At 46.4% G+C, this 14177-nt stretch carries 14 protein-coding genes and 1 rRNA gene; 13 read left to right on the top strand and 2 right to left on the bottom strand.

Annotation, left to right across the window (positions count from 1 at the left end):
• Window positions 1-93 (top strand): 5S ribosomal RNA (rrf, locus tag ABIE27_RS30940); the annotation flags it as partial.
• Between the two features lie 225 nt (window positions 94-318).
• On the opposite strand, the gene ABIE27_RS30935 is transcribed toward rrf, so the two are convergent.
• Window positions 319-1674, bottom strand: a complete 1356-nt coding sequence (locus tag ABIE27_RS30935) for an MATE family efflux transporter (RefSeq protein WP_123066812.1) — start codon at window positions 1672-1674, stop codon at window positions 319-321.
• A 161-nt stretch (window positions 1675-1835) separates the two neighbouring features.
• Here ABIE27_RS30935 and ABIE27_RS30930 point away from each other — a divergent pair, with 161 nt between their 5' ends.
• From ABIE27_RS30930 to ABIE27_RS30895, 8 genes are all read left to right on the top strand, one after another.
• A complete protein-coding gene (locus ABIE27_RS30930) occupies window positions 1836-2570 on the top strand; it encodes a class I SAM-dependent methyltransferase (protein WP_123066813.1) in 735 nt (244 codons plus the stop codon).
• A gap of 160 nt (window positions 2571-2730) precedes the next feature.
• Window positions 2731-2874 carry a hypothetical protein gene (locus ABIE27_RS30925; protein ID WP_161557040.1) on the top strand — a complete coding sequence of 48 codons (144 nt, stop codon included), beginning with the start codon at window positions 2731-2733 and terminating at the stop codon, window positions 2872-2874.
• Between the two features lie 199 nt (window positions 2875-3073).
• Window positions 3074-3751, top strand: a complete 678-nt coding sequence (locus ABIE27_RS30920) for an NAD(P)H-dependent oxidoreductase (RefSeq protein WP_123066814.1) — start codon at window positions 3074-3076, stop codon at window positions 3749-3751.
• Window positions 3752-4006: 255 nt separating this feature from the next.
• Window positions 4007-4444 (top strand): MarR family winged helix-turn-helix transcriptional regulator, encoded by a 438-nt coding sequence (locus tag ABIE27_RS30915; protein WP_429352219.1) that lies wholly within the window; start codon window positions 4007-4009, stop codon window positions 4442-4444.
• A 227-nt stretch (window positions 4445-4671) separates the two neighbouring features.
• Window positions 4672-5253: an NAD(P)H-dependent oxidoreductase gene (locus ABIE27_RS30910; protein WP_429352218.1), complete on the top strand. Its 582-nt coding sequence runs from the start codon at window positions 4672-4674 to the stop codon at window positions 5251-5253.
• 102 nt (window positions 5254-5355) lie between these two features.
• Complete coding sequence (locus ABIE27_RS30905; RefSeq protein ID WP_123066816.1) at window positions 5356-5667, top strand: ArsR/SmtB family transcription factor; 312 nt, start codon at window positions 5356-5358, stop codon at window positions 5665-5667.
• Window positions 5668-5919: 252 nt separating this feature from the next.
• Window positions 5920-6945 carry an LLM class flavin-dependent oxidoreductase gene (locus ABIE27_RS30900; protein ID WP_123066817.1) on the top strand — a complete coding sequence of 342 codons (1026 nt, stop codon included), beginning with the start codon at window positions 5920-5922 and terminating at the stop codon, window positions 6943-6945.
• 294 nt (window positions 6946-7239) lie between these two features.
• Complete coding sequence (locus tag ABIE27_RS30895) at window positions 7240-8415, top strand: AI-2E family transporter (RefSeq protein WP_123066818.1); 1176 nt, start codon at window positions 7240-7242, stop codon at window positions 8413-8415.
• 95 nt (window positions 8416-8510) lie between these two features.
• On the opposite strand, the gene ABIE27_RS30890 is transcribed toward ABIE27_RS30895, so the two are convergent.
• Complete coding sequence (locus ABIE27_RS30890) at window positions 8511-8882, bottom strand: ArsR/SmtB family transcription factor (RefSeq protein ID WP_429352217.1); 372 nt, start codon at window positions 8880-8882, stop codon at window positions 8511-8513.
• Between the two features lie 241 nt (window positions 8883-9123).
• On the opposite strand from ABIE27_RS30890, the gene ABIE27_RS30885 reads away from it, so the two are divergent.
• From ABIE27_RS30885 to ABIE27_RS30870, 4 genes are all read left to right on the top strand, one after another.
• A complete protein-coding gene (locus ABIE27_RS30885) occupies window positions 9124-11433 on the top strand; it encodes a heavy metal translocating P-type ATPase (RefSeq protein ID WP_429352216.1) in 2310 nt (769 codons plus the stop codon).
• Between the two features lie 119 nt (window positions 11434-11552).
• Complete coding sequence (locus ABIE27_RS30880) at window positions 11553-11909, top strand: SdpI family protein (RefSeq protein ID WP_123066820.1); 357 nt, start codon at window positions 11553-11555, stop codon at window positions 11907-11909.
• 302 nt (window positions 11910-12211) lie between these two features.
• Window positions 12212-12661 carry a MerR family transcriptional regulator gene (locus ABIE27_RS30875; protein ID WP_123066821.1) on the top strand — a complete coding sequence of 150 codons (450 nt, stop codon included), beginning with the start codon at window positions 12212-12214 and terminating at the stop codon, window positions 12659-12661.
• Window positions 12662-12920: 259 nt separating this feature from the next.
• Window positions 12921-14141: an MFS transporter gene (locus ABIE27_RS30870; RefSeq protein ID WP_123066822.1), complete on the top strand. Its 1221-nt coding sequence runs from the start codon at window positions 12921-12923 to the stop codon at window positions 14139-14141.
• The last annotated feature ends 36 nt before the right edge of the window (window positions 14142-14177 follow it).

Genomic DNA, 14177 nt, shown 5'->3' with positions numbered 1-14177 from the left:
CCACACGTACCCATCCCGAACACGACCGTTAAGCCCTCTAGCGCCGATGGTACTTGGACCGCAGGGTCCTGGGAGAGTAGGACGCCGCCAAGCAATAGCAAAGACACACTTGATGAAAATCAGGTGTGTTTTTTTGTATTGTCTATATTCTTGCCTGTACTATTGTAGATATTATTGTTCATTCATCTGTACAACAGACTAACCCCAGCCTAATTCTTCAGAGATCAGGTTGGGGTTAGAGCAAGCTTTTAACTTGTTAAGTGAGGCAATAGATCGCATAGCTTGCTTGATTTGTTCCTTTTTCGAACCTTCATAGTATTATTTTGCCTGTAACAGATTGAGCCGCTCGGTCAAGGAGCGTTTGCGATAATAGAGAGCTATCGTGATTAGAACAAGCATTTCAGATAAGGGTACAGCCAGCCATACACCTGTAACACCCAGGAACGAAGGAAGAATGGCAATCAAAGCAATCATGATGATCATCTCGCGTGCGGCTGTGATCCAGATCGCCATTTTAGCGTTACCTATGGACTGGAAGTACGTGCTCATGACAAAGTTTACTCCCATGAATACATAAGCAATGGTGAAAATGCGCAAACCGTAGACGGCACTATCCGTTACACTGTTGCTAAAGTTACCAAAGATCTGCACAAAATAAGAGGCTCCGACTTGAACGATGAGAAGCAGAACCAGACCGCAGGTTAGGGCTGTTTTTACGGCAATACGAATGGTCTCTTGAACTCGTTTTACTCGCTGTGCACCATGATAATAACTGATTAGGGGCTGTGCAGCAGAAGCCAGACCAAGGAATGCCATTAAGACAACCCCGTGGATGTAATTTAAAACCGTAAATGAAGCGACACCATCCGTACCTTCGATCCGCTCCATAGAGATGTTATGTGAGACCGAAAAGACGGACATGCCAAGTTCAGCTAGAAAGCTGGGAAAGCCAATAAGTGCGATCATCCAAAGCAATTTGGTACTCCATGTGAACCTTGTGAACGTAAGATTGTTGGACTTTTTGAAAAAATGACTGAACAGCACAAGCAGCGCCAAAGCGGCTGAGACAATCGTGCCAAGTGCAACCCCGCGTACTCCCCATTCCAGCACATATAACGTAATATAATTGATCACAATGTTAGCTACAGCAAAGGTAATCTGGGCATACATTGAGGTGTTTGGACCGCCATCGTTGCGAACAAAAACGGATAATGCATTTTCAATCGTAAAAACAAACCCAAAAAGTAACATGATATTCATATAGTCGGCTGCGAAGGGAAAAGTATCGGCATTTGCACCCAGCGTATATACGAGTTTATCTTTGAACGTATAGGCGGTGTAACCAATAGCCATCGTGATCAGTGCAATGAGAATAATGGATTTAGTGAACACTTCTTTGGCCTTCTTATGCTCCTTCCTTCCCATATGATTAGAGTATAATGTAGCCCCTCCCATACCGATCCATAGAGACATGGCCACAAATAGCGTGTAGACAGGAGAAGCGATGCCGATCCCTGCCATAGCGGTTGACCCAAGTTTGTGCCCCACCATAATGCCGTCGATAATAAAGTTAAATGCGATGACCAGCATCCCCAAGACAGAAGGTACCAGATAGCTGATAAAAGCTTGGTTTACCGTTTGCCTCTCAAGTGGATGCGTCCAATTCGTACTCATAATGACCTCCGTTAGTAATTGCGAAAGTTTATTGTAATATATTATACTGAACGTTCGTTCTGTATAATAACATGAGTACAATTCAAATGGCAACTTTTCTGAAATTCACACCGTTTATTTGATAAAGTATGAGAGAGGGCTAGGCAGGGAGGTAAGATCAGATGAAGCAAAATAAATACGATGATAAGGCGTTTTTTCAGAATTATAGCCAGATGGCTCGCTCCGTTGAAGGGTTAGATGCAGCTGGGGAATGGCATGAATTACAAACGTTATTACCCGATTTAAAGGATAAGCGAGTACTTGATTTGGGATGCGGTTTTGGCTGGCATTGCCGATATGCGCGAGAACAACAGGCGAGTTCGGTCGTCGGTGTAGACTTATCCGAAAATATGCTCAGGCGTGCGCGTGAGCTGACGGATGATCCACAGATTGAGTATCGGCAGGCGGCCATCGAAGATATTCATTTTGAACAGAATCAATTCGATGTGGTTATTAGCTCACTTGCTCTGCATTACATCGAACATTTGCATGAAGTTTATCGTAAAATCAATTATTGTCTAGTCTCTGGTGGAACGTTCATTCTGTCTGTTGAACATCCGATATTCACCGCTCGTGCAGAGCAGGATTGGCATTATGATGCTAAAGGGGAGAAAGTGCATTGGCCTGTGGATCATTATCATGAGCAAGGACAGCGGATCGCAAACTTTTTGGATCATGATGTGGTGAAGTATCATCGGACCATGGCTACCCATCTGAATGAATTGATTGGTGCGGGATTCATCATTCAAAAGGTGGCAGAATCCAAACCATCTTTGAAGATGATGGAGCAGGTTCCAGGGATGTCAGACGAGAATCGAAGACCGATGTTTCTGATGATCGTAGCAATGAAAGAATAATTATGAATCTAATATGTGTATTATTCAACGTTTTAGGATGGCGTGTTCAGTGTGTCTGGACATGCTGTTTTTTATTTTTGCTACAATATAAAAAAATAATGTGCAAATTAGGGAACCAGATGGCATTCGGCTTAGTCGTATTAAGTGAGGTGAACATCCGTTGGACTATTCGTTTCTGGCAGAGGCCCAGACCATGAACAATGACACACTTGCCAGTCTGATGGACGATTACGGCAATGATGTGTGGAATTATGTTTATTTTTTAACTAGAAATGCGGACAATATAAAGAAGATGGGCGAGTGACTATGATTACCAGAGGGGAATAGTAGTAGTTTAATTGGTGAAAACTAAACTTACTTTTAGGAACCAAGGTACAATAAGGTACGTACTTTTCAATCTGGAGCATAACATCTAAACTGATACCTGAGCCATAAACAGCAAACGAACCCCATAGTTATGCGGGTTCAGCATATAATATATAAAGCAAAGGACGTGGAGAAGAATGAATGTTACTGTGCAGACAAAGAAAAAAGAAGAGATTTTGCAGGCATTTAAGTTTCGTCATGCCACAAAGCTATTTGACGCGTCACGCAAAATTACAGAAGAAGACTTCGCTTTCATCCTTGAAACAGGCCGTTTGTCTCCAAGTTCCATCGGATTTGAACCCTGGAAGTTTCTCATTGTACAAAATCCTGATTTCCGTCAGCGTCTATCCGAGGTATCGTCCGGTGCACAGCGTCAGCTAGCCACAGCCAGTCATTTCATTGTGATCTTGGCTCGTACGGATGCCAGCTACAGCTCTCCTTATGCAGCGTACATGTTAAAAGAGGTTCAGGGCATGCCTGATGATGTATTCAAGCTAACAAGTGAAGCTTACGGTAAATTTCAGAATAATCAAGGTCTGCTTCAAAATGCGAAAACATTATTTGACTGGGCATCTAAACAAACATACATTGCCCTGGGTAATATGATGACCGCGGCGGCTCAGATTGGCATCGATTCTTGTCCGATCGAAGGATACAACTATGCAGAGGTGCATCGTATTCTGGAAGAAGCCGGACTGCTAGAGGACGGCGCATGGGATGTGTCAGTGATGGCAGCCTTTGGTTATCGTGCAGAAGAGCCTCATCGGGAGAAATCACGCCAATCTGTTGAGCAAATTACACATTGGATTAAATAACGATAAGTATCTATCGATGTAATAGAGACCATCTGCATCAGTATCATACAGACTGCTGGGAAATATTAATCACACTGGACGAAAGAACAAAGGTAACGGCTCTTGTGTGTAAACTAATCTTCTGTGAACGGATCTGTTGTAACCATGTGCGGCCCTTATACTCTCATATTTTTTAGTACGAGAGTATAAGGGCCGTTTCACTTTGCGTGGAAGTCAATTTAGTAAAAATGAGGAGTTGAAAATACATAGATATCTATGTATAATAATTTCATGCTTAAATATAACGCTTTTGCAATGATTGCACGCATCAGAGATCATGTGAACAAACGAATTGTTCATGAACTGGAACAGCATGAAGTAACAGGCATCGTGCCTTCCCATGGAGATGTCCTGATGTTCTTGTACCGGGAAGAGACATTATCGATCAAAATGCTGGCTGAACGCGTTCAGCGTACGCAGCCTACAGTAACAGTGCTGGTCAACAAGCTGGAAAAGCTGGGGTATGTCGAACGTAGCAAGAGTGCTGAAGACAGCCGGGTAACGATGATTCGGCTAACGGACAATGGGAAGCAGCTTGAGCCGATCTTTCGCGAAGTGTCGAATCAGATTAATCAGATGATCTATGCCGATCTGTCTGAAGAGCAGTCAGAGCAGTTGGAGAGCTTATTGTCCATGATTGTCAGACGGTTTTAACTGTCGGCGTACTCTGTCTTCTGTTTTTAACTTTATATGCTGATCTCTATACAATGCATTAAAGATGTATGAGAAGCTTGCTTAAAGGTTAGGAGCAGAAGTTTTTTTGCTCATATACATAGATATCTATGTATATGAAAGGCGTTTGATAGCTGAAATGTTAGCTGAAATTTTTAGTAACAAGGCGAAATTAAAATATGTTGAACCCAATTGAGGAGGAATTAAACATGAAACATCTTATCTTATATGCTCATCCACACACAGACAGTTTCAATAAAGCCATTTTGACTACAGCCGTAACCGCTCTGGAAGCAGAGGGGCATGAGGTCGTTGTGCGTGATCTGTATCAACTCGGATTTCAGCCTGTACTGACTGAGGCGGATACAGCTTCAATGCGTGCAGGACAGACTCCGCAAGATATCGCAGCAGAGCAGCAATATGTGACGGAAGCAGAAGCCATTACGTTTATCTATCCAATCTGGTGGACAGGGCTTCCTGCGATTTTGAAAGGATACGTGGACCGGGTGTTTGCTTACGGATTTGCTTATGCATCTGGAGCAGCAGGAATTGAGAAATTGTTAACGGGTAAAAAAGGGCTTATGATCAGTACACACGGAACGCCGAAGGATGTGTATGATCAGATCGGTATGACGGATGCGCTCAAGCTAACTTCGGACACAGGGATTTTTGATTTTGTAGGAATCGAGCCAGTAGGCCATCTGCTCTTCGGCGGTATTGGTTATCTGGATGAGGCTGCATATCAAGCAATGCTGGATGAAGTGAAACAGGCGGTAACAACACGTTTCTAACATATGATTGAACAGATGTGAATTGCGAAGCCGACTCTTGATGAGTCGGTTTGTTAGTTTATGGGGTTTGGCAAAAGGTCAGAAAGGGGGTATAATCGACCCATGGAACCTATACTCATTTTCAAAGCATTATCTAATGAGACACGCAGACAGATCCTGCTGTGGCTGAAAAACCCGGAGCAGCACTTCTCCCCCCTCGAGCTATCCCAGCATCCGGATGGCGGTAAGAGTGGGATCTGTGTAGGCACGATTCAATTGAAGGCTGGACTGGCACAGTCTGTAATTTCCAGCTATTTGTTGACGATGCTCAAGGCAGGGTTGTTGCTATCGGAGCGCAGAGGACAATGGACGTACTATCGCCGCAATGAAGAGACGATTCAGGCTTTTGCCGAGTACGTACAACATGAGTTATAAGCCGGATGCCGGAACGGAAGCCAGGATGCAATATGCAGCAAGCAGGAGATTCCGTCCGGATGTGAACGGCTATATATGTTATAAGAACATGTGATGTGTACCACACGGACTCCCGGTATTTTCTTCACATGTATGACAAGAATCTGTCTTCGAAACATAAGAGTTATGTTTCATTTTCTAAGTGCACTTTGTTCAATTATATCTATATATCTGGATATGCAAAAATATAATCACAGAGGAGTATGAACTTTAATGAGTACTGAACATCAACATAAAGAACATGTCACTGACGTCAAACTTTCCGTGCTTGACCTTGCACCCGTTGTAGTGGGATCAACTCCTGCAGATGCACTTCGCAACAGTCTGGAACTGGCACAACATGCCGAGCGCTGGGGATATCATCGCTACTGGGTAGCTGAGCATCACAACATGCCAGGCATTGCCTCGTCTGCAACTTCGGTTGTCATCGGACACCTGGCGGGTGGAACGAAGTCCATCCGTGTAGGTTCTGGTGGCATTATGCTGCCGAACCATGCACCACTTGTTATTGCTGAGCAGTTCGGCACACTCGAATCCCTTTATCCTGGACGCATTGATCTGGGTCTGGGACGTGCACCCGGCAGTGACCGCCGTACATCCATTGCACTGCGCAAAGATCTGAACAGCGGAGAAGATTTTCCTGAGCTGCTGGCAGAATTGCGAGCGTACTTTGATGCATCGGCAACTTCTTATCATGCACCCGTACGTGCTGTACCCGGCGAAGGGCTGAACATCCCGATTTACCTGCTGGGCTCCAGTGATTTCAGCGCACGTCTGGCAGGCCAGCTGGGGCTACCGTTTGCTTTTGCCAGCCACTTCTCACCAGATTATACTCGAATTGCTCTGGACACCTACCGCAGCAGCTTCCAGCCGTCGGAGAGTCTGAAGGAGCCTTATGTTATCGTAGGGGTGAATGCCGTGGTGGCAGATACCGATGAAGAGGCTGCGTGGCTGGGAACGACGATGCAACAACAGTTCCTGAACATTATCCGCGGGACAACAGGACTTGTACAGCCGCCAGCAGTGATGGATGGCAAGTGGACAGATCGGGAACAAGTGGCTGTAGCTCAAACACTGAAAGCTGCGGTGAACGGTTCACCGGAGAAAGTGAAGGAACAGCTGGAGTCCTTTATTCGCCAGACGCAAGCAGATGAACTGATTATTACGTCGATGATCTATGATCATCAGGCACGTTTGCACTCGTATGAGCTAATCGCACAGCTTGCCGGAAACGCATAAAGGTTTTATATAACAGAAGAATGTGAATAGCATCGGATCAGAGAGAGACGGTTCGCCTCCAGGGGAGGTGGATCGTTTTTTTTACATGGGAAGTTTTTCAATAGGTCGGTGTGGGGCACGTTGTGCATTTTGGGGTAAAATGACTTTACTTGCCGAATTTGAAACGGTCAACGGGCTCATACGTATAAATCGGAGTATTATACATATGTTGGCTTGTACAAGAGTGAATTGTACCCGTCAGGCAGAAAGGTAATAATAACGGAAGAAAGATACATAAGAGAGGACGACAAGCCTATGGAGCAACCTGAGCAACAACCTGAAGTACAAACGCGGGTGTGGCCTGAGCGATTCAAACGATTTTTTCTGAATAACAAATTTGTGCTGTTTCTCTTAATTCTGCTATTGGTAGGATTGAACATCATGGTGCTGACCAAGGTATCATTTGTGTTTCACCCGCTGGCAGTGTTAATCAAAACGATTGTCCTGCCGATTATTCTGTCGGGTATCCTTTATTACCTGCTGAATCCACTTGTGGATGTGATGGAACGATGGAAAATTAAGCGCGGCTGGGGGATTCTGATTCTCTATCTCGCGATTGGCGGAGTTCTGACCGTTGTAGTACTTGCCGTGATCCCCGTGCTGCGAAACCAGATTATGGGCCTGATCGCTAATTTTCCTACCTATAGTGAAACGGTTAGGGAGCAATTTGAGGAACTGACAGGAAGTCAGCTGTTTAGCCAGGTGCAGGAGACGGTCAACCTGAATTGGCAGGACTGGTGGGGTACCATTTCCGAGAAGGCTACCGAGATCCTCAACTCCACTTGGACGAAGCTGGGCGGGTTCCTAGGTGCATTTACCGAGACAGTGTTATCTATCGTAACCGTGCCATTCATCTTGTTCTATTTGCTCAAAGACGGCAAGAAACTGCCGGACAAGATTTTGTCTTTTTTGCCAATCAAAAGTCGTACCGGTGCCATGCATGTGTTGCATGATATCAATCACCAGATCAGCTCATTCATCCGTGGACAGATTATCGTTAGTTTCTGTATCGGTGTCCTGCTCTACATCGGATATATGATCATTGGTTTGGACTACGCTTTGATTCTTGCGATTATAGCATCCTTTACCAGCGTTGTTCCTTATCTGGGGCCAGCTATTGCAATTACTCCGGCTTTGATTGTCGCTCTGGTGACTTCGCCAGTGATGCTGCTGAAAATGATTGCCGTATGGACGATTGTACAGCTGATCGAAGGTAAGTTCATCTCACCACAGATTATGGGTAAAACGCTCAAAATTCATCCAATCACGATCATCTTTGTCATTCTGACTTCAGGTAACTTGTTCGGCGTGGTTGGCATTCTGCTCGCGGTTCCAGGATACGCGGTACTTAAAGTGGTGGTGTCCCATATATTCAACATGTTCAAAGACAAGTCGGGGCTGTATGATCCAAACAACAACCATTTGTTGTAAATATTAAAACGGTTCCCTTACACAACAGACCCCCCGCCTCTCGGCATTATGCCGCTGGCGGGGGGTCTTGTTGGTTTAAACCGGCTGGCAGCAGCCTAGCCGTGTTTGATATGCTGGAGTGTTTGCAGGAAGATCTGCTCAATGTGAGCATCATCCAAAGAATAAAACACGGTCTTGCCTTCCTTGCGCCGCTTCACAATCCGCATGTTGCGGAGAGAGCGCAGCTGGTGGGAGATGGCTGACTGACCCATGTCGAGCAACACCGTCAGATCATGCACACATAATTCTTTCTGTAACAGTGCATCAATAATACGTAGACGTGTTGGATCACTAAATGCTTTGAACCAATCCGCCATCTCGGAAGAGGTCTCCCGATCTATAAGTGAGGTGCGAATGGTTTGCACATCGGCTTCCGTACCTAAGCAGGCATCATCGCAATCATGTGAAGCTTTAACCGGTTGTTCCATTCCTATCACCGCCTATGTTTAGCAACTTGATAGCTCTATTATATCCAAAAAACGCCTAAAGCGAAATGATTACTAATAGCATATTCTGTATCCAAAATCAACACCTTGTGTTGACACTCCGGTTTGGGCATGCATATAATGGGGTTAACTAAACATATGAATGATTGCTCATATATTGTAATAAATACGATTAACAGATATGGAAGAACTATTTTTTTGGACTGCAAAGGGGAGAATTCACATGGGAACCGGACAGGAACAGGTGAAAAGGGAACTGCTGCTCGACGGACTGGATTGTGCCAACTGTGCGCTGAAGATTGAAAATGGTGTGAGTAAAATTAAGGGCATTAATGAATGCTCCGTTAATTTTGTGACCAAAACGTTATCCATGTACACCACTTCCGATATGGATGAGCAGGTAGTGGAGGAAGTGAGGCGTAAGGTGCTGCGGCTGGAGCCACATATTCGTATTTCGGAAAAAGGGCAAGGTCATCAAGATCGGAGCCAATCGGGTGAACATCATGCCCATACGAACGTAGGCCATGCGGCGGGCACTCATCAACATCAGAGTCAGGCTCATTCACATGAACATACTCACGATCATGGACACAGTCATGGACATGATCACAGCCACACGCATAACCACGCCGAAAGCAGTGGAGCTCATGCAGGGCATTCACATGAACATGGTGCCGGACAGACCAAAACACTACTAGCTCGCCTAGCGACTGGGTCTGTGCTGCTTGCCGCAGCGATCTGGTCACCGCTGGATGGCTGGGCACAGCTTGCACTTTACGTCGTGGCTTATCTCATCGCTGGTGGCGATATCTTGTTGCAGGCGGTCAAAAACATCATTCGCGGTCAGGTGTTTGATGAGTATTTCCTGATGACGGTTGCGACGCTTGGTGCGTTTGCCATCGGAGAATATCCTGAAGGTGTTGCGGTCATGCTCTTCTATCAACTCGGAGAACTGTTCCAGGGCATGGCGGTCAATCGCTCTCGCAAATCGATTCAGTCCCTGATGGATATTCGTCCGGATTATGCGAATATCCTCACGGGAGCAGGGGAGGATACGCGGCGTGTCTCCCCGGAAGAAGTGCGCATTGGCGACCGGATCGTGGTTAAAGCCGGTGAGCGTGTACCGCTAGACGGTATCGTAAAAGCAGGCCGCTCCATGGTAGATACATCCGCGCTGACGGGGGAATCTGTTCCACGGGAACTGGAGCCTGGAAGTGATGTACTCAGCGGTTTTGTAAACAAAAACGGCATGTTAACTATCGAGGTTACCAAAACCTTTGGTGAATCAACCGTATCCAAAATCCTCGACATGGTGCAGAATGCCAGCAGCCGCAAGGCGAAAACGGAACATTTTATCAGTAAATTTGCCCGGTATTACACACCTGTTGTGGTCATTCTCGCGGCTCTGATTGCCTTCGTTCCTCCATTACTGCTTAGCGGAGCCACGTTTGCAGATTGGATCTATCGCGCACTGGTGTTCCTTGTTATTTCATGTCCTTGTGCACTCGTTGTATCGATTCCGCTTGGTTTCTTTGGCGGGATTGGCGCGGCTTCGCGAAACGGCATTCTGGTCAAGGGAAGTAATTATCTGGAGGCCCTGAATGACGTTAAAGTGGTTGTTTTCGATAAAACGGGCACACTAACCAAAGGTGTTTTCAAGGTCACGTCTGTTCATCCTGAAGGTACGCGAACAGAAGATGAATTGATGAAGCTGGCCGCGATTGCCGAAGCGAATTCCAATCATCCGATTGCGGAATCGATTCGTGCCGCTTGGGCGAAAGACATTCCTGCACAAGGGGTGGACGGATATGACGAGGTGGCGGGACACGGGATCGAAGTCAAGGTGAACGGTCAGGAAGTGCTCGCAGGCAATGCCAAGTTGATGGAGCAGGCGGGCATCATGTATACGAAGCCGCAAACGGTAGGGACTGTTGTGCATGTAGCTGAAGCCGGAGAGTATGTTGGGCATCTCATTATTGCAGACGAAGTGAAGGAAGATGCAGCGTCTGCGATAGAGGCACTCAAGCAGCTCGGCATCCGCAAAACGGTTATGCTGACCGGTGATGCCAAAGCGGTAGGCGAGGCGGTTGCACGCCAGCTTGGCGTGGATGAGGTTCATGCCGAACTGTTACCGCAGGACAAAGTCGAACGGCTGGAACAACTGGAACAAAAAAAATTACCGAAGGAAAAAATGATCTTTGTCGGTGACGGGATTAACGATACTCCTGTTCTGGCACGTGCCGATGTTGGTGTAGCGATGGGCGGACTCGGATCGGATGCAGCCATTGAAGCAGCGGATGTGGTGATTATGACGGATGAACCGTCCAGAATCGCCAGTGCTATCCGTATTGCGAAGCGTACACGCCGCATTGTATGGCAGAACATCGGATTTGCGCTGGGAGTCAAAGCGATCTTCCTGTTGCTGGGAGTATTCGGGATCGCGACCATGTGGGAAGCCGTGTTCTCGGATGTGGGTGTGACGGTGCTTGCGGTATTGAATGCAATGCGGGTTCTTCGGATCAAGGACGTTTAAATGGTTTGAAACGTACAGCACGGCTCTGCGTATATACGTAGAGCCGTTTTACTATTTTTATGGCTGATTGGTGAACGACATTGGCCTGAGAGCTAAAGAGAAGAGAAGGAGCGAGTATTTTGGCAGGAGCATTCGTGGGGATTATATGCGGAGTATGTTATTTCATTTTGGGATTGATGGTACATAAGAAGCCGCCAAAACAAATTAACGGAATATATGGGTATCGGACACCACGTGCAATGAGCGACCAGGCGCTGTGGGAAGAAGCGCAGCGGTACAGTTCGGCACTGATGATGCAGTTTGGATTTATTATCACCGCTTTTGGTGTCATCGGTTTCTGGCTTACGGATGTGCGTGCGTTGGTGCTGAGTCTGATCGCTGTTGGTTTCTATACCATCAGGCTGTTTACCCGGGTCGAAGGCCGTTTGAAGCAAATGCAAAGGGCACAGCAGGAACAGGACAAGCAGAAGAAATAAGAGAAGTAAGAAAAATAAAAGAAAAGTAAGATAAGGTCAGGACAAGCAATGTTAGTTAGTGCGTGCAGGGCAACGTCCTTAATGACTTGTATAATTACATCGAGATCCGCGTATGCGGGTCTTTTTTTGTCTTTATTTTCTGCTTCTGTTTCAAATACGGAAAGGAATGATCGATTGTATCCATCATTTCATGAATTATTCTAACGGTTAAATGGCAAACTAAAATCTAACGTTGACGTTAACGTTATAATTATATATAATTATGTACATAATATTAATGACATATAAGAGAGGTGGAGCCGATGAGTTTGTTCAAAATTGATGATGTCGCCAAAGCCTGCGGACTGACGAAGCGTACCATTCGATATTACGAAGAGATTGGTGTGATGCCTTCACCTCAGCGGACAGACGGCGGAACGAGGCTTTATTCACAGGATGACATCGACTATTTGAAAAAAGTGGTTCGAGCCAAAGAGGTACTTGGCTTTTCGTTACAAGAACTTCATGCCTATGTAGCTACAACAGATGTGCTGAACGAGCAACGTTTCGACTATCAGCAGACAACTGAGGTGAAAGAGCGGATCGAAAAGCTCACCCGAATGGAAGCAACATTGGATGGTCAGTTGCAGTTGCTGAAGCAGAAGCTTCAGAGCATTCATGCTGTACAACAGGAGCTGGAGGAGCTTCGTGGGCGTGTTAGAACGGGTATACAGACGTTGCAAGCCAATGCTCGTGAGAGTAACGAAGATTAAGATGAGTAGGCAACAGAGAAAGCAACAAGAAGCCGAACGATAAACAAATGCATACGCACAGGCAACGTTCGCAAGTCTTTTGTGGGAGTGCAGAGCAGTCTGGATGAATGCAATACACCGGAATTCTCGGTGTCCTTGTGATGTTTTTGCAACTCGTTTTTTGAAAAATCAAGAAAAAAAGTTGAAAGTTTATTTAATTAATCATTTTTTTCACGAATTTTCAACATTTCAACCTAACACTACATCGGAGGAATGACCTATGAAAAGAGAACCATCACTACCTGACGAATTGCCGTCATCCCGTGGAGGACTGCTGTCCCAGCCACGAGCAGTCTGGGCTGTAGCTTTCGCCTGTATCATCTCGTTTATGGGACTGGGTCTGGTAGACCCGATTCTGCCAGCCATTGCGGATCAACTGCACGCGTCCAAAAGCCAGGTGTCCTTGCTGTTTACCAGCTATAACGCGGTAACAGGGATCGCCATGTTAATCACGGGTGTGGTATCCAGCCGAATTGGTGTGAAATGGACATTGCTGAGCGGCATAATGCTGATTATTGTCTTTTCGTTCCTTGGCGGTACATCGGGCACGGTCGGAGCGCTAGTTGGTTATCGCGGGGGCTGGGGACTTGGGAATGCCTTGTTCATCGCCACCGCGTTGTCAGCCATTGTTGGCTTGTCCACGTCGGGGACAGCCAAGGCTATTATTTTATACGAAGCAGCATTGGGTCTAGGGATTGCCGTTGGTCCATTGCTTGGCGGGGAACTGGGTTCGATCTCTTGGCGCGGCCCGTTCTACGGGGTAGCTGCCCTTATGGCAATAGCTTTTATCAGCATCATGTTTATGTTGCCCAAAATGGCTAAACCAAAAACGCGCAGCACCTTGTCCGATCCGTTCAAAGCGCTCGGGTACCCTTCACTGAAAACGTTGGCGATTACCGCCTTTTTATATAACTTTGGATTCTTTACCTTGATGGCGTATTCCCCATATGTCATGAAACTGGACGAACACGGCCTTGGATATGTCTTCTTCGGATGGGGATTGATGCTGGCGATTACGTCCGTCTTTGTAGCACCGAAGCTGCAGCGCCGGTTTGGCTCCGTGCCTTCCATGAGTGTCATGCTCACGTTGTTTGCGTTGGACTTGCTGGTTATGGCTGTGGGTACGGTGATGGGTTCTTCGGTGACGGTTATTGTTGCGGTGATCGTAGCAGGGATCTTCCTTGGAATAAACAACACGTTGATCACAACGGCTGTGATGGAGGCCGCTCCAGTGGAACGTTCCGTAGCCTCTGCGGCGTACAGCTTTGTGCGGTTTATGGGCGGTGCACTAGCCCCGTGGCTTGCGGGTAAACTGTCGGAGTGGTTTTTGCCAGAAACGCCGTTTTACTTCGGTGCACTAATGGTGCTGATCGGTGTTGCTGTATTGTTGATGCGTCGTCGTCACCTGCGGGATATTGATGCGTCCATCACAGCTCATTAAAAGTTGATTTATGGTTAAAGGATAGTAGTACGAGTG

The sequence above is a fragment of the Paenibacillus sp. 4624 genome, assembly GCF_050435065.1.
In the GTDB taxonomy this organism is placed as follows: Bacteria; Bacillota; Bacilli; order Paenibacillales; family Paenibacillaceae; genus Paenibacillus; species Paenibacillus amylolyticus_D.
The sequence above is the reverse complement of the archived record's forward strand: the minus strand, read 5'-3'. Positions and strand labels throughout refer to the sequence as shown.

What these genes read in the sequence shown, in the direction of transcription:
- ABIE27_RS30935 (WP_123066812.1), bottom strand. Translation starts at nt 1,674, where the DNA reads ATGAGTACGAATTGGACGCATCCACTTGAGAGGCAAACGGTAAACCAA.
- ABIE27_RS30930 (WP_123066813.1), top strand. Translation starts at nt 1,836, where the DNA reads ATGAAGCAAAATAAATACGATGATAAGGCGTTTTTTCAGAATTATAGC.
- ABIE27_RS30920 (WP_123066814.1), top strand. Translation starts at nt 3,074, where the DNA reads ATGAATGTTACTGTGCAGACAAAGAAAAAAGAAGAGATTTTGCAGGCA.
- ABIE27_RS30915 (WP_429352219.1), top strand. Translation starts at nt 4,007, where the DNA reads ATGTATAATAATTTCATGCTTAAATATAACGCTTTTGCAATGATTGCA.
- ABIE27_RS30910 (WP_429352218.1), top strand. Translation starts at nt 4,672, where the DNA reads ATGAAACATCTTATCTTATATGCTCATCCACACACAGACAGTTTCAAT.
- ABIE27_RS30905 (WP_123066816.1), top strand. Translation starts at nt 5,356, where the DNA reads ATGGAACCTATACTCATTTTCAAAGCATTATCTAATGAGACACGCAGA.
- ABIE27_RS30900 (WP_123066817.1), top strand. Translation starts at nt 5,920, where the DNA reads ATGAGTACTGAACATCAACATAAAGAACATGTCACTGACGTCAAACTT.
- ABIE27_RS30895 (WP_123066818.1), top strand. Translation starts at nt 7,240, where the DNA reads ATGGAGCAACCTGAGCAACAACCTGAAGTACAAACGCGGGTGTGGCCT.
- ABIE27_RS30890 (WP_429352217.1), bottom strand. Translation starts at nt 8,882, where the DNA reads ATGGAACAACCGGTTAAAGCTTCACATGATTGCGATGATGCCTGCTTA.
- ABIE27_RS30885 (WP_429352216.1), top strand. Translation starts at nt 9,124, where the DNA reads ATGGGAACCGGACAGGAACAGGTGAAAAGGGAACTGCTGCTCGACGGA.
- ABIE27_RS30875 (WP_123066821.1), top strand. Translation starts at nt 12,212, where the DNA reads ATGAGTTTGTTCAAAATTGATGATGTCGCCAAAGCCTGCGGACTGACG.
- ABIE27_RS30870 (WP_123066822.1), top strand. Translation starts at nt 12,921, where the DNA reads ATGAAAAGAGAACCATCACTACCTGACGAATTGCCGTCATCCCGTGGA.